Source organism: Sinorhizobium sp. Y406 (genome assembly GCF_058732025.1).
On record NZ_CM178974.1, the window covers coordinates 535,807 to 552,429 of the forward strand.

Genomic DNA, 16,623 nt, shown 5'->3' on the forward strand with positions numbered 1-16,623 from the left:
CAGCCGCAGCAGCTGCAGCGCAGCTGCTGCGGCGGCCTATCGGAAGATGCTACAGCCGTTCACGGAGCGTCGAGCTGCTCCAGCATCGTGGCGGCCCCGGAAACGATCGCCTGGCTCGGGGCGTCCTCGACGTTGAGGTTCTTGACGACGCCATCCTCCACCAGCATCGAGTAGCGCTTGGAGCGGATGCCGAGCGTGCCGGCGGAAAGGTCGATGTCCATGCCGAGCGCCTTGGTGAAGGCGGCGTTCCAGTCGGACAGGAAATGGATCTTGCCCATGCCGCCGGTCGCCGTTGCCCAGGCGCCCATCACATGCAGGTCGTTGACCGACACCACGGCGATGTCGTCGACGCCACGGGCGAGGATCGCGTCGCGGTGCTCGAGGTAGCCAGGTAGATGGTTGAGCGAGCACGTCGGCGTGAAGGCGCCCGGAACGGCAAAGAGAACGACGCGCTTACCCCTGAACAGATCGTCGGTGGTCACCTCCACCGGGCCGTCCGCGGTCTTTTCCTTGAAGGTTGCGCTGGGCAGTCTGTCTCCGACGGCGATGGGCACGGTTCTCTCCTCGTTTGGTGTGTCGCCTCGGGCAGGGCACGCGGGACTAAATGCGCGCCACCCGAAACTGTGCGGCGGTTTGGGGCAACGATATGCACACAACGCTGATCTACAGCATTTTGCTGCCAGGTGGAATCGCCTGAAATCGCACAACTCGTTCCTTTGCTTGGGACCGCCTCAGTTAATCGCAAGGGTCGCTTCCATGCTGCGCCCGCCGGCGCGGACCGTGAGCGTGATTGCCTTTCCGGCGAGGTCACGGTTCTTGCCAAAGCGCTTCACCGGGACCTCTACGTGGCGAATGTTGCCTGAACTGCCAGCGATGATCGGCTGACCGAAGTAGAATCCGGAGGGCCCGGCGAGGAAGAGATCGGGGTCACCGCTCCCCGCCTCTGCCGGCAGCCGGAGACCGAAGCGGATCAGCCCCGCACTCGCGTCGAACCGCGCCCCGTCCAGGCGGAAATCCTTTGAGGGCGGCTCAGGCAGCATCGTGAGCGCTTTTTCGATGCGGGCACCGTCGAGAGGGTCGTCGAACTCCCCGCTCTTGACCGTGAGTTCCAGGGTTCCCTGGACCGGGATACAGATACTCTCGCAGACGCCGAGGAAGACAGATGCCCGGATCCTCACGTCCTTTCGGTCGCCTCGGCGCTTCAGCTGCAACGGAAATGCGACGGGCGCATCGTAGCCGGCATAGCGATCCGCTCCGTCACCGAACGACTTCGGCGCAGGAAAGCGCATCGCCTCGAGCACGGCGTCTCCTCCCCGATCAAGCGTGATCTGCGGCGGGATTCCGCTTGCCCCGGGCTCGCGCCAATAGGTCTTCCAGCCGGGCTCGAGCTTGATTTCGAGAATGGCGGGAATGGAGCCGTCCGGCTCGGGCTGCAAGGCGACTAGACGGATCGCGCCGCCCTCAGCCCTGATCCATTCGCTGGAGGCGGCGTGAGACTCCCCCGTGAGTAAAGACGTAAGAGCCAGGGTCGCCGCCGCAATCTGTCGGCGCATTTTGGCGCGTGTCGTGCGTTTGCTCATGAGCGTAGCAGTAGCGCCTTTCTCGCCTGCGCTCCAGCGGCGCCAGCGCTCTTGACCAATCATATTTGCTTGAACGCTGCACATCTTCTTGAACGATCGCGTTTTTTTCGGCGGATGGCCGCTGGGAAAAGGTACGAATTCGAGTTGGCTTGTCCGAAATGCGCAGGGCTAACCGTCGTACGTGCATATTTCGGCGGCCGCCACGTAGAGACGCTTTTCATTTCGTGGCGAATTGATAGGCTATCTTCATTATGGCGACGAAGGTATTGGACAACACGCGCGAACGCGGATTCCTTGACGGTCAATTCCTGATCGCCATGCCGGGCATGTTCGATTCCAATTTTGCCCGCACGGTCATCTTCGTCTGCGCCCATTCCGAGGACGGTGCGATGGGTTTCGTTCTGAATCGGCCGCAACGCCTGACCTTCCCGGACGTTCTGCTGCACCTCCAGCTTCTCGATCCGGACGAAGCCATTCGGCTTCCCACGACGGCGCGCGAATTCCAGATCCAAGCCGGCGGTCCCGTGGAGACAGGGCGCGGCTTCGTACTGCACTCGGATGATTATTTGAGCGATTCCAGCATTCCCGTCAGCGACGACATTTGCCTGACGGCGACCCTCGACATCGTCAAGGCGATTTCCCGTGGTGAAGGGCCTCTCAGGGCGACCATGCTGCTCGGCTATGCGGGATGGGGCCCGGGGCAGCTCGAAAACGAAATCACCCAAAATGGATGGCTCACCTGCCCTGCGCGCGAAGAACTGATCTTCAGCCGCGACCTGGACGAAAAATACGACAAGGCGCTTGCGCTGATGGGCATTTCTCCCGCCATGCTCTCGCCGGACGCGGGTCACGCCTGATCAGGGCGAGACCACCCTCTCGACCTGTACCGATATTGCCCGAAATCGCCCGGCCCTTTCGATGGGCCGTCTGCTGGCCTGTCCCACGCAATCGGTCAACATCGGTGCAGGTTGGTATCAGGCCCGCTTCATGAGTGGAAACCGCTCCTTGAGCAGCCGCAGGGTTGAATCCGATCCAATCGGCGGACCGAAGAGGAAGCTCTGACCATAGTCGCAGCCCATCTGCGCGAGCTGGATCGCGTCTTCCTCGGATGCGATTCCCTCGGCGACCACCTGCATGTCGAGGTCACGTGCCATGGCGATGACGGAGCGCAGCACGACGGCGCGCTTGTCGCTGGGATCACGCACCAGCGCCTTGTCGATTTTGATCGTCTCGAAAGGAAAACGGGTGAGATAGGAGAGGGAGGAGTGCCCCGTGCCGAAATCGTCGAGCGCCAGGCGCAAGCCCGCTTCCTTCAGCTTTTCGAGTACGAGCCGCGCCTGTTCCGGGTTTTCCATAACCAGCGATTCGGTTAGCTCCATCTTGATCTGGGCGGGGTCGCAGCGGTTCTTGATGAGCAGCGCACGCACGTCCTCATACAGTTCGTTGTTCAAGAGCTGCGCGCTCGATAGGTTGACCGATACGAATATCGGCAGATCGCCGGTTTGCGTCTGCCATTCGGACAGATCGCTCGTTGCCCTGTCGAAGGCGAACATGCCGAGCTGGTTGATGATGTCGGAGTTCTCGGCGATCGGGATGAATTCCGTCGGCGAGATGTTGCCGCGCTTCGGGTGATCCCACCTCATGAGCGCCTCGAAGCCGGCGATCTCGCCATCGCTCAGGCGCACGATCGGCTGGTAGACGAGCGAAAGCTCTTTGCGCTCTATCGCCCGTTTCAGGTCCGCTTCGAGTTGCAGGCGATCCGATCCGGAGGTGCGGAAGGATGGGCGGAACGGTTCGACGCGGTTTCCACCTTCCTTCTTGGCGCGGAACATTGCGAGTTCCGCATCATCGAGCAGGCCCGGTGCACTCTGCTCCTGGTCGAGCCAGGAGACGAGACCAATCGACGCGGTGAGGTTGATTTCGCGATTGCCGTAGTTGAGCGGAACCATGATCGCTTTGCTGACGGCGTCGGCGAAGTCGGCGATCTTCGTCGGATCGCGCTCGGACATGAGGATAAGGCCGAACTGGTCGCCGCCGAGGCGCGCCAGCGTATCCTGCGGGCGCAACAGCCGCCGCAGCCGCCGGGTCAGCGCGATCAGGACGTTGTCGCCGGCGGCGATGCCGAGCAGTTCGTTGACCTGTTTGTAGCGGTCGATGTCGATGGCGAGCACCGTCGGTCGCGTTGCATTCGTCCCGTCGGACATCAGCAGGATCGCCTGCAGACGGTCGAGGAACACCTGCCTGTTCGGCAGGCCGGTCAGATTGTCGAGAAGCGCATTGTGCAGGAGACGTTCGACGGAGTTGCGCTGTTCCGTAATGTCGACGATGGTTCCGACGCAGCGGATGATCTCGCCGTTGGCACCGAGTACCGGCCGCGCCCGGATCGACAGCCAGTGATAATGCCCGTCCTCGGCGCGCACGCGGAATTCATGGTTCAGACGCCCCCGCCGATGTTCCAGCAGAACATCAAGGGTCGCGCGGAAGCGGTCGCGGTCGTCCGGGTGCAGCCGCGGCACCCAGTTGCGCACCGGCCCGTTCATCGTTCCAAGGGAAAGCCCGAGCTGGTGCGAGACATCGGGGAGGGTGATGACGCGGTCACGCGCCACGTCCCAGTCCCAGACAGTATCGCCCGAACCGGTCAGCGCCAGAGCCTGGCGTTCGAGGTCGGAGAAGAGTCCTTGCTGGTAGGCGCCGCCGGAAAAGGCGTGCTGCATGACCGTGAAGCCGATCAGAAGCACGATCAGCACGAGGCCGCCGCCAAGCGCCGGCTGGACAATGTCGTTGGCGAGTTGCCCCGTCACGGCAAGCCACGCTCCGAAGAGCCAGACGAGGATCAGCAGCCATGCTGGAACGAGAAGGATGGCACGGTCGTAACGATTGAAGCCGAGATAGGCAATGAGCACAATGCCCGCCGTTGCCGTCAGCGCGAAGGAGAGGCGCGCTATGCCCGCGGCGATCGCCGGATCGTAGATGGCAACGCCGAAGAGCAGCGCCAGGCCGAGTATCCAGGCGAGCGTCGCATAGCCGAGATGCTGATGCCAGCGGTTGAGGTTGAGATAGGTGAAAAGGAAGATCACCAGACCGGCCGCCAGGAAGACTTCGGTTCCGGCGCGCCATATGCGCTCGTCATCAGCCGTCATGCTGATCAGCTTGGACAGAAAGCCGAAATCGACGCAGATATAGGCGAGCACCGCCCAGGCAAGCGCCGCCGTTGCCGGCAGCATCGAGGTACCCTTGACGACGAAGAGAATGGTCAGGAACACCGCCAAGAGGCCGGCAATGCCGAGTACGATGCCGCGATAGAGCGTGAAGGCGTTGACCGTGTCCTTGTAGGCCTCGGGTTGCCAGAGATAGATCTGCGGCAGATCGGGCGTCGCCAGCTCGGCCACGAAAGTGACGACCGCACCGGGATTGAGGGTGATGCGGAAGACATCGGCTTCCTCGCTCGGCTGCCGGTCGAGCGAGAAGCCCTCGCTGGGCGTGATCGAGAGAATGCGCCGGGAACCGAGGTCGGGCCAGAACAGCTTGGAGTTCACCAGGCGAAAATGCGGTGCGACGATTACCCGTTCGAGTTGCTCCTCCGACACATTGGCCAGCGCGAAGACGGCCCAGTCGCCCTGATGGTTTTCCGTGCTCGAGCGCACTTCGATGCGGCGCACGATACCGTCCGTGCCGGGAGCCGTGGAAACCTGGAACGCTTCTCCATGGCCGCTATAGATTTCCGTCGTGGCGGTGAGATCGAGTGCAGTGTCCTCGCGCGAGATCTTCACCGGTTCGAGCGCATGCGCCACGCCGCCGGCAAGGCTGAGGACGAAGACGGCAAGTGCGACCAGAAACGCTGCCAGCCTTGCGGCTGGCCATGCGAACGGCTTCAAGGTCAGGGGCATCAAAGGGGCATGTTCCTGTTCGGTACGGCATCCGTGGCGAGCCGCGAAAACATCAGGTGATCCCGCCACTGCCCGTTTATCTTCAAGTACTGTCTCAAGTAGCCTTCACGCTCAAAGCCGACCTTTTCAAGGAGACGGATGCTCCGCGCGTTTTCCGGAATACAGGCTGCCTCGATACGGTGCAACTCAAGCGTCGAAAAGATGTAGGGGATTGTCAGCTTCAGTGCGCCGCACATGTGGCCGTGACCGGCATATTTCTGGCCCATCCAGTAGCCGATCATGCAATTCTGAGCTGCCCCTCGGCGGATGTGACCGATGGTGAGGCCGCCGAGCAGGGTTTCATCGGATTTACGGAAAAGCAACAAAGGCACGGCCTGACCGGATGCATATTCCTGTTCGTTGCGGTTGACGCGGTTGCGAAACGCGCTTTCCGTCATCTCGTCGGTGCGCCAGCTCGGCTCCCAGGGCTCCAGGAAAGTGCGGCTGTCGCTGCGCAACCGGTACCATTGCCGATAATCGGAATATCGGGGCAGGCGCAGCAGGTAATGCTCGCTGGCGATCTCGACCGTCTCGGGCTGCCGCGACAGGAACCGAAAAACCGATCGTGCCATATATGCCTCCGCGCCAAGCTCACGAGCCGGGCAATGACAAAAGCAAATGCCGTCTCATTTCGAAACGTCGCACAAGTTTACGTCCAAATCGAATCCGATTTTAGAAATTGTGCAAGAAAATCACGGCGTACGGCCGCCGATCGCATCAGCCGCAGCGGCAGCAGCCTGCGTCAGCCTGCCATGGCCTTTACCGCGGCCGGCTTCGCGCTCAACGAAGAGAGGAGATCGTTCATCGAGGCGAGGTGCTCGAGAGGGCCGATCGCCGAAAGTGTGGGCACGGTGTCGAAGAAAAGCCGACCGGCGAGATCCGTCAGGCGCTCGATCGTGATGCCGGACAAACGCTCCATGAGTTCGTCGTTCGGAATCGGCCGACCATAGAGCATCATCTGCCGGGCAATCTGGCCGGCCCGGGCCGCGGGGCTCTCCTGACCCATCAATAATTGTGCCCGGATCTGCGCGCGAGCGCGCTCGATCTCCTGCTGTTCGATGTTCGTCGAAGACTTCCGCAACTCCTCGACTATGACCGGCATCAGTTCGGGCAGGTTTTCGCCACCGGTCGCGGCATGGATGCCGAAGATACCGGTGTCGGAAAAGCCCCAATGGAAGGCATAGACGGAATAACAGAGGCCGCGATGCTCGCGCACTTCCTGGAAGAGGCGTGACGACATGCCGCCGCCAAGGATATTGGCGAGAATTTGCGAGCAATAGAAATCGCGAGCATGATAAGCCCTGCCTTCGAAGCCGAGCAGGATTTGCGCGTCCATGAGGTCGCGGGTCTCACGACTGTCGCCGCCGGTATAGCGGGCCGTATCCAGCACGGGAGATTCAAGCGGCGAGGCGGGCAAGGTGGAGAAACGCTCCTCCACCTGACGCACGATCGTATCGTGGTCGATGGCGCCGGCGGCGACGATAAAGGTCCGGTCGGTTGTGTAATTGCGGCCGAGATAGTGGCGAATCTGGCGGGGCGTAAACGACATAACCGTTTCCGGCGTCCCGAGGATCGGCCGGCCAACCGTCTGATCGCGATAGGCCGTCTCGGCAAAGTGGTCGAACACCACGTCGTCCGGCGTGTCGTCCGCAGCGCCGATCTCCTGCAGGATCACGTGCTTCTCGCGGCGGAGCTCGTCCTCCTCGAAAGTCGATTCCGTCAGGATATCCGCCAGGATATCGATCGCCAACGGCACGTGGTCCTTGAGCACGCGGGCATAATAGGAGGTCGTCTCGGTGGAGGTGGCGGCATTGACCTCGCCGCCGACATTCTCGATCTCTTCGGCGATCTGGCGGGCGCTGCGCCGCCTCGTGCCCTTGAAAGCCATGTGCTCCAGCAAATGCGCAATGCCGTGTTCCTCCACGGTCTCATTGCGCGAACCGGACTTGATCCAGACCCCGAGCGCCACGCTCTCGAGATGCGGCATTTGCTCGGTAACCACGGTCAGCCCGGAAGGCAGCCGGGTGCACTCAACTTTCATCATCCGCTTCTTTCGTTCTAATCCCGAACGCGCGTGCGCTCGCCGATGAAGGTTTCGACGATCTTCAGTTCCGGATCCAGAATATCGAAACGCTCCGCCCTACTCATGAGATCAGCAAGCCACGATGGAAGCGCCGGGTCAATACCGCTGGCCGATTTTACCGCGTCGGGAAATTTGGCCGGGTGGGCGGTCGCAAGCGTCACCATCGGTGCTTGAAGCTTCTCATGCCCGGCCGCAACAAAAACGCCGATTGCCGTATGCGGATCAAGGAGATAGCCGGCTTCTTCATAGGTTTTTCGGATCGTCTCCGACACCTCTTTCTCCGAGGCGCTGCCGGCGCGGAATTCCTTGCGGATTTTTTTGAGCGCGCCCTCGCCGATGGAGAACGAGCCGGACTGGTTGAGCCCTGCCATCGCCGCGCGCACCGCAGCCGGATCCCGATCATGGGTCTCGAACAGAAGCCGCTCGAAATTGGAGGAAATCTGAATGTCCATCGACGGGGACGTCGTGGCCTTCACCTCGCGCATTTCATAGCGGCCGGTCTTCAGAGCCCGTGCGAGAATGTCGTTCTCATTCGTGGCGATGATCAGCTTGTCGATCGGCAGTCCCATGCGCTTGGCGACGTAGCCCGCGAAGATATCGCCGAAATTGCCGGTCGGCACAGTGAAGGAGATCTTCCGGTCCGGGCCGCCGAGCGTGATCGCGGTCGTGAAATAATAGACGATCTGCGCCATGATGCGCGCCCAGTTGATCGAGTTGACGCCGGAAAGCTTCACCCGGTCGCGAAATGCCTCGTCGTTGAACATGGCTTTGACGAGGTTCTGGCAGTCGTCGAAATTGCCGTTGACGGCAATCGCATGCACATTGCCGGCCGTCGCGGTGGTCATCTGCCTCTGCTGCACCGGCGACACCTTGCCGTGCGGGAAGAGGATGAAAATATCGGTACGCTCGCGGCCGGCAAAGGCATCGATCGCCGCTCCGCCGGTGTCGCCCGACGTCGCGCCGACGATCGTCGCGCGTTCGCCTCGCTCGGCAAGCACATGGTCCATCAGCCGCGCCAGCAACTGCATGGCGACGTCCTTGAAGGCGAGCGTCGAGCCGTGGAAGAGTTCCATCACGAAGGAGTTCGGGCCCGTCTGGACCAGAGGTGCCACCGCGGGGTGGCGGAAGGTGGCGTAAGCCTCGTCGATCATTTCGCGGAACATCGCGGCCGGGATCTCGCCATTGGTGAATGGTTCGAGCACGGCGAATGCAACGTCCTGGTAGGACTTGCCGCGCAGCCGCCGGATTTCCTTCTTCGAGAAGCTCGGCCACTCCTTCGGAAGATAGAGGCCGCCGTCGCGGGCAAGTCCCGCCAAAAGCGCATCGCAGAATCCGAGCGGGGTCGCTTCTCCGCGCGTCGATATGTACTTCACCGTCTTCATCCCTCGTTACCCATATCCCATGGCTGGAGTGCCAACGGGCGACCGGCCCGCGCACTCTTCTCGATCCGCGTTCTCCCGCCGCATCCCTCGAGAGGCGCATAGCCCCGGTTGTAGCAAGCAGGCGTTGCGGAGGTCGTGAGCGACGCCCGCGGCCCTTTTTGCGTCAGTCCCCCGAAAAACGCGCGGCCATTCTTGTTACCATGGCAATTTCGCGCCCTTTTCGGAATTTTCGGTTCAACAGGGCCACCCCGTCGATTTTTCGATTTCGCGCTGCTATAGACGATGCCCGAAGGCCGTGAAAGGCCTCTGTCGATCGTGAGCGCACCGAAAGCGGCGGTCCCGCATGATTTCGGTCCGAGCATCGCAACGGGCCGCGACGACTACGGCTGCTTGAGGCCGCGGTCACAGCGATCCCGAGTTTTGAACTGGTTCTGAAGAGGTTGTGCAACGTGTCTGCCAATGTGTCTCGCCATCTTCTCGCAATGTCCGTCCTGCTGGCCGTCGCCGGCTGCAACAAGACGCAGACGGGAGGGGCAATCGAAGCGGGCGGCAGCGCGAGCGCGCCGACGCCGGCCGTCGTCCAGGCGTCTTGCCCGCCTGTAACGCTCAGGGATGGAACCGCCTCCTACCGCACCTATGCGAAGGGTGGAAAGGACGATCCGACCAAGGTCGTCTATCAGGCGTCGCTTGCCGATACCACGCGCCAGTGCGTACAGAGCCAAGACAGCCTCAAGGTGACGGTGGTCGCGCAGGGTCGCGTCGTGGCCGGGCCCGCCGGCGGGCCGGGCAAGCTGTCCATGCCGATCCGCGTTGCCGCGACCGACGGGGAAAAGACGCTTTATTCCGAGCTGACGCAATTCCCGGTCGAGGTTCCGCCGGGCAGCACCAATGCGCAGTTCGTCTTCACCAAGGCCGACGTCACCCTGCCGGCGGGCGCCGGGGCGGACGCCAAGATCTTCATCGGTTTCGACGAGGGGCCGTATCGGACGCAGTAGGCCTCACGGTCACCTGTACAGCGCCGCGCGTCGTTTCAGACGCGCATAGGGTCGCTGTAACTCTTTGAACCTGCGCCGATCACTCGGCGGGCACGCTGTTGCCGGCCTCCCATTTGTAAAGCGAGAAGCTCGGCGAGGTCAGATCGCCGGATTCGCCATAGGTCAGTTTGCCGATCACCGTATCGATCTCGTCGCCGGACTTAATCGCTGTTGCGACCGCGGTCGGATCGTCGGGGGAGCCCGTCTTCTCGATGCCGGCCTTGATCACCTGTACGGCGGCGTAGGCGTTGAGCGTGAAGGCTTCGGCCGGAATGTTCTTCGCCTTGAGAGCCTCAATCACCGGCGCAGCGGCGGGGTTGCGGGTGGCGTCGCTGGCATTGGTGTAGATCGTCTCCTCGGCCGCATCGCCGCCGATTGCCCAGAACTCTGTGTTGGAGAGGCCGTCGCCGCCGATCAGCTGTGCGTCGACGCCCTGGTCGTGCATCTGACGGACAAGCAGGCCGCCCTCGGCGTGATAGCCGCCGAAATAGACCACGTCGACATTCTCGGCTTTAAGGCGGGTGACGATGGCGCTGTAGTCCTTCTCGCCCGGGGTCAGTCCTTCATAGACGACCTCATCGATGCCGCCTGCATTGATGGCGGCCTTGAAGCCGTCGGCAAGGCCCTTGCCGTAGGCACCCTTGTCATGAAGGACGGCGATGCGCTTGTCCTTGAGTTTCTGCAAGACGTAATCGGCGGCGACCACCGCCTGCTGATCATCGCGGCCGCAGGTGCGAAAGACGTTCCAGAGCCCGCGGGTGGTGAGATTCGGCGTGGTCGCCGTCGGCGTGACCATCAGGATGCCGTTTTCAGCCAGCACGTCGGAGGCCGGCATCGCCGTACCCGAAAGAACCGGGCCGACCACATAGCGCACGCCTTCGCCTGCAAGCTGGTTGGATACGGACACGGCCTGCTTCGGTTCGCCGCCGGTGTCGACGATCCTGATGACGACCTTCTCGCCACCGACGCCGCCTTTTTCATTGATCGCGGCTACGGCGGCCTCGGCGCCGTTCTTGACCTGCTCGCCGAAGGCCGCGACCGCTCCAGTGAGCGGGGTGATCACGCCGAGCGTGACGTCGGCATGGGCGAGCGGAGCAAAAGCGATACCGGCCGCAAAGGTCAATCCAGACAACAATGAAACACGCATGGCGTTTTCTCCTCCTTGGAAAGTCCCCTTGAACCTGTTGATATAGTCCTCTTGCGCGGCCGGGAAACTGGGTTCGTTGACGGAAAGCGCACGCATTTGGTTGCGCACTCCGTTGAGGACGAGTTTCCAGTCGGTTCAGGCCGGGAAAAGCTGTCAGGCCGTCAGCGATTCCGACCATTCGGCAAGCGCAGCGACCACGCCGGGCAGGGACGCCATGCGTGAGATGACTGTTTCCGCGCCGGCATCCGTCAGCCTGTCGGCATGCGATGGATAGGTATGCTTCCCACCGGTGAAGCCGACGACGCGCATCCCGGCCGCCCGCGCGCCGTGGACGCCGTGGACGGAATCCTCGATGACGAGGACGCGCGAGGGGTCGCGGCCGAACTGAGCGGCTCCGTGCAGGAAGATGTCCGGCTTCGGTTTCACCCGATCCGGCCCGAGGTCACGCGCGGAATAGATATGGGGACCGAAATGATCGCGGATGCCGACCTTGCCAAGCATCGTGGCGAGACGCTCCGAGGTGGAGTTGGAGCAGATGCAATGCGGCAGCGTGAGCTGCATCAGCACCGGCAGGACGCCGTCGATGATTCTGACGTCGCGGGCCAGTCGCTGGTCGAGAATGGTGTCGACCTTGTCGATCAGCGAGGCCGAGAGCGGAACATTGGCCTCCTTTTCGATCGTCAGCAGGGTGTCGCGCCATGTCATGCCGGCGAAGCGTTCATTCATCTCGTCGATGCTGATCGGATAGCCTGCCTCGCTCACCAGCGCAGCCTGAACTTCCGAGGCTATGATTTCCGAATCGACGAGAACGCCGTCGCAATCGAAGATGATGAGGTCGATACCGGTCATGATAATTCCTTGGGGGAAACGCCGCTGGCAGGGAGGCTCTGAAATGCGGACGGAAAATGGTCCCGGCAGATTTATACGATGGCGGTTCAAAGCTCAACCTTGAGCGGGACGAGGAAAAGTGCGAAGCGGTTTTCCGCCCGGGCTGGAACAGCGCGCGTGCCCGCATTACGCGCGGCTCAACCTCTGGAAATCGTCGGGAGATCGCCGCAGCTTGCTCGACAGGCACCGGCTGCGCCTCTATCTGTGATGCATGACGAAGGAACGGGACGACACGCTTGCCAGCCGCATCAGCCGGGCTCTCGCCGAGAGGATCATCTCCGGTCAGCTCGCGCCGGGCGAAAGGCTGCGCCAGGATCATGTTGCCGAGGAGTTCGGCGCCAGCCATGTACCGGTCCGCGAAGCCTTCCGCCGGCTCGAGGCCCAGGGGCTTGCCGTTAGTGAGCCCCGCCGTGGCGTCCGCGTCGCGGCCTTCGATCTTAAGGAGGTGCGCGAGGTTGCCGAGATGCGCGCGGTCCTGGAGGTGCTGGCCCTTCGCCACGCCATGCCCCATCTGACGCGCGCCATTCTCGATCGGGCCGAGGTGGCGACGGCCGCCGCCGACAGTTCCCGTGACGTGCGCAGCTGGGAGGCGGCAAACCGTGCCTTTCATCGCCTGATCCTCGAACCTTGCGCCATGCCCCGCCTGCTCGCCGCAATCGACGATCTTCACGCGGCAAGCGCTCGCTTCCTCTTCTCCACCTGGCGGTCGAGCTGGGAGGCGCGCACCGATCACGATCACCGGGCGATCCTCGCGGCGCTCCGCCAGGGCAAGTGTGAGGAGGCCGCGGCCATTCTCGAGCGGCATGTCGGCTGGATTGGCCGGTCGCCTGCGAAAACCGCGGGCGGCGAGATCCGCGGCGCCTTTTCCATCGTCGGATAGGTGCGTCTTTTCAGACGGCGCAAAGATCGGTGCACGCGCCTCGCCGCAGCGGTTTGGGGCGACGCTGGTCGACGCCGGCACCGGCGCGCGTCTATAGCGGAAAGTGCTCCAGGAAAGCCTTCTCGCCCGCGTCGGTGAAGCGGATGGCGCGGCTGTCCTTCACGCGCTTCGCCCAGCCCCTGTCGATGAAGTGCGCAAGCAGCGCCTCGCCGAGCGAGCCGGCGAGATGTGATCGGCGTTCGCTCCAGTCGAGGCAGGTTCTGCAGATCGGCCGGCGGGACGCCCTGAGCGCCGCATAGTCGATGCCGAGCGCCTCGACGCGTTCGCGGCCGGCATTGGTCAGCGCCACCTCTTCTCCCTCCATTTCGATCTGCTTGGCGCCAATGAGGCTATCCAGCATCCGCACACCATAGTCACCGGCCAGGTGGTTGTAGCAGACCCGCGCCTTGCGCAGTGCCGGATCCTTCGGCCCCGGCCGGTGTCGCGTGAGGCCGCGGCTTGCGGCAAAACCCATGAGACCTTCGAGCATGAGCCCGACCTCGTCTTCGCTTAGCGCGTAATAGCGATGCCGCCCCTGCTTGCGTTGCGTCACCAATCCGCCGGCCTCGAGCTTGGCAAGATGCGAACTCGCGGTCTGCAACGTCACGCCGGCATGACCGGCAAGCTCTGTCGGCGTCAGCGCCTGGCCGCCCATTAGCGCGGTCAGCATATTGGCGCGTGCGGGGTCTCCGATCAGCGAACCGATCAGGGCAATGTCAGGACCTTCCTTCATAGTTCGATGGTAATCGAAGCATTGAAGCAGGGCAAGCGGGCATGGTGGGCGGGGTCCGATATATGTTGCCCATGAGTGTGCAGCGTTTTCGGATGACGACATGCATGAACAAGAATAGGAAAAACCATGATCACCTGTTTCATCCGCTACGAAATTGATCCGTTCCGCAAAGAAGATTTCGCGACCTATGCCCGTAATTGGGGCGAGGCGATCCCGCGCTGCGGCGCCGATCTCATCGGCTATTTCGGGCCGCATGAGGGCTCGGCGACGACGGCCTATGGCGTCTACAATATCGACAGCCTTGCATCCTATGAGGCCTACCGTGCGCGGCTCGCCGCCGACCCGCTCGGCCGCGAAAATTATGAATTTGCCCGACGCGAGCGCTTCATTCTCAAGGAAGACCGGATCTTCCTGAAGAACGTCTCCCTGCCAACGGGAGGAGCACGCCGATGATCGCCGTGATCTTCGAAGTGCTGCCGGCAGACGGAAAGCGTGACACCTATCTCGGCCTCGCCGCCGACCTGCGTCCGCTACTGGAAGGCATCGAAGGCTTCATCTCGATCGAGCGCTTCCAGAGCCTTGCCCATCCGAACAGGCTCTTGTCGCTTTCCTTCTGGCGCGACGAGGCGGCGGTCAAGGCCTGGCGCAACAGCGCCGAGCACCGCGCCGCGCAGGAGGCGGGTCGCCGAGGCGTGTTCGCGGACTACCGCCTGCGGATCGCCTCCGTCGTTCGCGATTACGGCCTCAAGGAACGGGATGAGGTGCCGCCGGACAGTCAGCAATGGCACGAGAAGACGGAGACCGGCCGATCCTGAGAAGCGCGACCCGGCTTCGCGCCGAGTTTGGGGCAGGGAAGTCGGGGCGATTTATCGGGACCGTCTTCAGCCTTTGGTAACCATCTTCGGTAACCATAAGTGCTATAGTCAGTCCCGAGTAAGCGTATTTGCGAGTTGTCCCATGCCTTCTCCCATCTCTTCTGTTGTTTCGCTTGCCGAAATCTCCCGCGCCGCCCGTCCATTGAGCTGGATGGATAGCATCATCAAGGGGGATTGCGTGGCCGCGCTGAACGCGCTTCCCGACAATTCGGTCGATGTCGTCTTCGCCGACCCGCCCTACAATCTCCAACTTGGCGGCACGCTCCACCGGCCGGACCAGTCGCTGGTCGATGCCGTCGATGACGAGTGGGACCAGTTCGCGTCCTTCGAAGCCTATGACGCCTTCACCCGCGCCTGGCTGCTTGCCTGCCGCCGGGTCCTCAAGCCGACCGGCACGCTGTGGGTGATCGGCTCCTACCACAACATCTTCCGGGTCGGCGCGATCCTTCAGGACCTGCATTTCTGGATCCTAAACGACATCATCTGGCGCAAGACCAATCCGATGCCGAACTTCAAGGGCCGTCGTTTCCAGAACGCCCATGAGACGCTGATCTGGGCGACGCCGAACGCCAAGGCCAAAGGCTATACCTTCAATTACGAAGCGATGAAGGCGGCGAACGACGACGTTCAGATGCGCTCCGACTGGCTGTTTCCGATCTGCTCCGGCTCTGAGCGGCTGAAGGACGAAGACGGCAAAAAGGTGCATCCGACGCAGAAGCCGGAAGCCCTGCTCGCCCGCATCCTGATGGCGTCGACCAAGCCGGGCGACGTCGTGCTCGACCCGTTCTTCGGTTCCGGTACCACCGGCGCCGTCGCCAAACGCCTCGGCCGGCATTACGTGGGCATCGAGCGCGAGCAGGACTATATCGACGCCGCCGCCGAGCGCATCGCCGCCGTCGAGCCGCTCGGCAAGGCGATGCTTTCGGTTATGACCGGCAAGAAGGCCGAACCGCGCGTCGCCTTCAACACGCTCATCGAAAGCGGGCTGATCAAGCCCGGCACGGTCCTGACCGATGCGAAGCGCCGCTACAGCGCGATCGTGCGCGCCGATGGCACCTTGGCATCCGGCGGCGAAGCGGGGTCGATCCACCGCCTCGGCGCCAAGGTCCAAGGCCTCGACGCCTGCAACGGTTGGACGTTCTGGCATTTCGAAGAGGGGAATAGCCTGAGGCCCATCGACGAACTCAGATCCGTCATTCGAAACGACCTGGCAAAACTGAACTGATCAACCAGTTCCGCGCAGGTCTTCGAAAAGCGCTCCCTCCGGTTTTCGTACCTTCAGTCCCGGAAGGAGAGCTTTAAACGCCCGGAATCCGCGAGGATTCCGGGCGCTTGTATTTTGCACCCCTCGTGATTACGGACCTGCTCCGCGACAGGATGCCGTGCCTCGACCATCGCCCCTTACAGCGCCGCGCGTCTTTCTAGACGCGCTAGGTGCACGCCGTGGGCCGCAAGATCCGCCCTCAATTTCTGCGCATCGGCAAAATGAACGGCTTGCCAGCCGGCAGTCCGGGCGCCCTCGACATTGGCCATGCTGTCATCGATGAAGAGCGTTGCGGCGGGATCGAGGCCGAAGGTCTGGGCGTGGGTTCTGTAGATCTCGATATCCGGCTTGATAAGGCCGACATCGCCAGAGACCGTCACGCCACGCGGCAGCGCCAGAAACGGAAAGCGCTTCAGGGCCTCTCGAAACGTGTCGGAGGCGAAATTGGTGAGCATCGTCACGTCGCGCTCTTCAGCAACCAGACTTTCGAGGAGCATGACCGTCTCGGTGTAGGCATGTGGCACCATCTCGTGCCAGTGCCGCCGGAAGGCGCGGATATGATCTTCCCGCTCGGGATGGCACTCGATCAGCAGTGACTCGGCCTCTTCCCAGGAGCGCCCACGATCCTGCTCGACATTCCAGTCGTGTGTGCAGACATTGGCGAAGAACCAGTCGCGCTCCGCCTGGTCGGGGATGAGGCGCCGATAGGGAATCTGCGGATCGTAATGGATCAGCACCTTGCCGATATCGAAGACTATGTGGCGGATTTCGATGGTGCTCATAACAAGTTCC

At 62.4% G+C, this 16,623-nt stretch carries 16 protein-coding genes; 6 read left to right on the top strand and 10 right to left on the bottom strand.

The features are described 5' to 3' along the window. Positions 1–59 precede the first annotated feature (59 nt). Complete coding sequence (locus AC4P1R_RS02565) at positions 60–554, bottom strand: peroxiredoxin (protein ID WP_069460414.1); 495 nt, start codon at positions 552–554, stop codon at positions 60–62. Between the two features lie 177 nt (positions 555–731). Beyond that, entirely contained in the window at positions 732–1,553 is an 822-nt protein-coding gene (locus AC4P1R_RS02570) for a protein-disulfide reductase DsbD domain-containing protein (protein ID WP_225190641.1), read from the bottom strand. Positions 1,554–1,831: 278 nt separating this feature from the next. Here AC4P1R_RS02570 and AC4P1R_RS02575 point away from each other — a divergent pair, with 278 nt between their 5' ends. Beyond that, positions 1,832–2,437: a YqgE/AlgH family protein gene (locus AC4P1R_RS02575; protein ID WP_069460416.1), complete on the top strand. Its 606-nt coding sequence runs from the start codon at positions 1,832–1,834 to the stop codon at positions 2,435–2,437. Positions 2,438–2,554: 117 nt separating this feature from the next. On the opposite strand, the gene AC4P1R_RS02580 is transcribed toward AC4P1R_RS02575, so the two are convergent. The 4 genes from AC4P1R_RS02580 to thrC form a co-directional block, all read right to left on the bottom strand. Further along, a complete protein-coding gene (locus AC4P1R_RS02580; protein WP_069460417.1) occupies positions 2,555–5,467 on the bottom strand; it encodes an EAL domain-containing protein in 2,913 nt (970 codons plus the stop codon). Next, positions 5,467–6,078, bottom strand: a complete 612-nt coding sequence (locus tag AC4P1R_RS02585; RefSeq protein WP_069460418.1) for a GNAT family N-acetyltransferase — start codon at positions 6,076–6,078, stop codon at positions 5,467–5,469. Before AC4P1R_RS02585 ends, AC4P1R_RS02580 begins: the two co-directional genes overlap by 1 nt. A gap of 170 nt (positions 6,079–6,248) precedes the next feature. Beyond that, positions 6,249–7,550: a M16 family metallopeptidase gene (locus AC4P1R_RS02590; protein ID WP_083265422.1), complete on the bottom strand. Its 1,302-nt coding sequence runs from the start codon at positions 7,548–7,550 to the stop codon at positions 6,249–6,251. A gap of 14 nt (positions 7,551–7,564) precedes the next feature. Further along, entirely contained in the window at positions 7,565–8,971 is a 1,407-nt protein-coding gene (gene thrC / locus AC4P1R_RS02595; protein ID WP_492177384.1) for a threonine synthase, read from the bottom strand. Between the two features lie 449 nt (positions 8,972–9,420). On the opposite strand from thrC, the gene AC4P1R_RS02600 reads away from it, so the two are divergent. Next, complete coding sequence (locus AC4P1R_RS02600; protein WP_069460419.1) at positions 9,421–9,966, top strand: hypothetical protein; 546 nt, start codon at positions 9,421–9,423, stop codon at positions 9,964–9,966. A gap of 79 nt (positions 9,967–10,045) precedes the next feature. On the opposite strand, the gene AC4P1R_RS02605 is transcribed toward AC4P1R_RS02600, so the two are convergent. Next, a complete protein-coding gene (locus tag AC4P1R_RS02605) occupies positions 10,046–11,152 on the bottom strand; it encodes a branched-chain amino acid ABC transporter substrate-binding protein (RefSeq protein ID WP_492177385.1) in 1,107 nt (368 codons plus the stop codon). A gap of 153 nt (positions 11,153–11,305) precedes the next feature. Then, the gene (locus AC4P1R_RS02610) at positions 11,306–12,001 is read right to left on the bottom strand and encodes an HAD family hydrolase (RefSeq protein ID WP_069460420.1); all 696 of its coding nucleotides are present in this window, start codon (positions 11,999–12,001) and stop codon (positions 11,306–11,308) included. 250 nt (positions 12,002–12,251) lie between these two features. Here AC4P1R_RS02610 and AC4P1R_RS02615 point away from each other — a divergent pair, with 250 nt between their 5' ends. Continuing rightward, entirely contained in the window at positions 12,252–12,920 is a 669-nt protein-coding gene (locus AC4P1R_RS02615; RefSeq protein WP_071014199.1) for a GntR family transcriptional regulator, read from the top strand. Positions 12,921–13,011: 91 nt separating this feature from the next. Here the strand turns inward: AC4P1R_RS02615 and AC4P1R_RS02620 are convergent, their stop codons facing one another. Further along, positions 13,012–13,692: an ArsR/SmtB family transcription factor gene (locus tag AC4P1R_RS02620; protein ID WP_069460422.1), complete on the bottom strand. Its 681-nt coding sequence runs from the start codon at positions 13,690–13,692 to the stop codon at positions 13,012–13,014. 126 nt (positions 13,693–13,818) lie between these two features. Between AC4P1R_RS02620 and AC4P1R_RS02625 the strand changes: the two genes are divergently transcribed. The 3 genes from AC4P1R_RS02625 (at position 13,819) to AC4P1R_RS02635 (ending at position 15,792) form a co-directional block, all read left to right on the top strand. Beyond that, positions 13,819–14,145 carry an NIPSNAP family protein gene (locus tag AC4P1R_RS02625; RefSeq protein WP_069460423.1) on the top strand — a complete coding sequence of 109 codons (327 nt, stop codon included), beginning with the start codon at positions 13,819–13,821 and terminating at the stop codon, positions 14,143–14,145. After that, positions 14,142–14,507 carry an antibiotic biosynthesis monooxygenase family protein gene (locus tag AC4P1R_RS02630; protein WP_069460424.1) on the top strand — a complete coding sequence of 122 codons (366 nt, stop codon included), beginning with the start codon at positions 14,142–14,144 and terminating at the stop codon, positions 14,505–14,507. The genes AC4P1R_RS02625 and AC4P1R_RS02630 overlap by 4 nt, the downstream gene beginning before the upstream one ends. A 154-nt stretch (positions 14,508–14,661) precedes the next feature. After that, positions 14,662–15,792: a site-specific DNA-methyltransferase gene (locus tag AC4P1R_RS02635; RefSeq protein WP_069460823.1), complete on the top strand. Its 1,131-nt coding sequence runs from the start codon at positions 14,662–14,664 to the stop codon at positions 15,790–15,792. Positions 15,793–15,968: 176 nt separating this feature from the next. On the opposite strand, the gene AC4P1R_RS02640 is transcribed toward AC4P1R_RS02635, so the two are convergent. Then, positions 15,969–16,613, bottom strand: coding sequence for an HAD family hydrolase (locus AC4P1R_RS02640; protein WP_069460425.1), 645 nt, complete (start codon positions 16,611–16,613; stop codon positions 15,969–15,971). Positions 16,614–16,623 lie beyond the last annotated feature (10 nt).

Coding starts and splice junctions, on each gene's coding strand:
- AC4P1R_RS02570 (WP_225190641.1), bottom strand. CDS start 1,553: ATGCGCCGACAGATTGCGGCGGCGACCCTGGCTCTTACGTCTTTACTC.
- AC4P1R_RS02575 (WP_069460416.1), top strand. CDS start 1,832: ATGGCGACGAAGGTATTGGACAACACGCGCGAACGCGGATTCCTTGAC.
- AC4P1R_RS02580 (WP_069460417.1), bottom strand. CDS start 5,467: ATGCCCCTGACCTTGAAGCCGTTCGCATGGCCAGCCGCAAGGCTGGCA.
- AC4P1R_RS02585 (WP_069460418.1), bottom strand. CDS start 6,078: ATGGCACGATCGGTTTTTCGGTTCCTGTCGCGGCAGCCCGAGACGGTC.
- AC4P1R_RS02590 (WP_083265422.1), bottom strand. CDS start 7,550: ATGATGAAAGTTGAGTGCACCCGGCTGCCTTCCGGGCTGACCGTGGTT.
- thrC (WP_492177384.1), bottom strand. CDS start 8,971: ATGAAGACGGTGAAGTACATATCGACGCGCGGAGAAGCGACCCCGCTC.
- AC4P1R_RS02605 (WP_492177385.1), bottom strand. CDS start 11,152: ATGCGTGTTTCATTGTTGTCTGGATTGACCTTTGCGGCCGGTATCGCT.
- AC4P1R_RS02610 (WP_069460420.1), bottom strand. CDS start 12,001: ATGACCGGTATCGACCTCATCATCTTCGATTGCGACGGCGTTCTCGTC.
- AC4P1R_RS02615 (WP_071014199.1), top strand. CDS start 12,252: ATGACGAAGGAACGGGACGACACGCTTGCCAGCCGCATCAGCCGGGCT.
- AC4P1R_RS02620 (WP_069460422.1), bottom strand. CDS start 13,692: ATGAAGGAAGGTCCTGACATTGCCCTGATCGGTTCGCTGATCGGAGAC.
- AC4P1R_RS02625 (WP_069460423.1), top strand. CDS start 13,819: ATGATCACCTGTTTCATCCGCTACGAAATTGATCCGTTCCGCAAAGAA.
- AC4P1R_RS02630 (WP_069460424.1), top strand. CDS start 14,142: ATGATCGCCGTGATCTTCGAAGTGCTGCCGGCAGACGGAAAGCGTGAC.
- AC4P1R_RS02640 (WP_069460425.1), bottom strand. CDS start 16,613: ATGAGCACCATCGAAATCCGCCACATAGTCTTCGATATCGGCAAGGTG.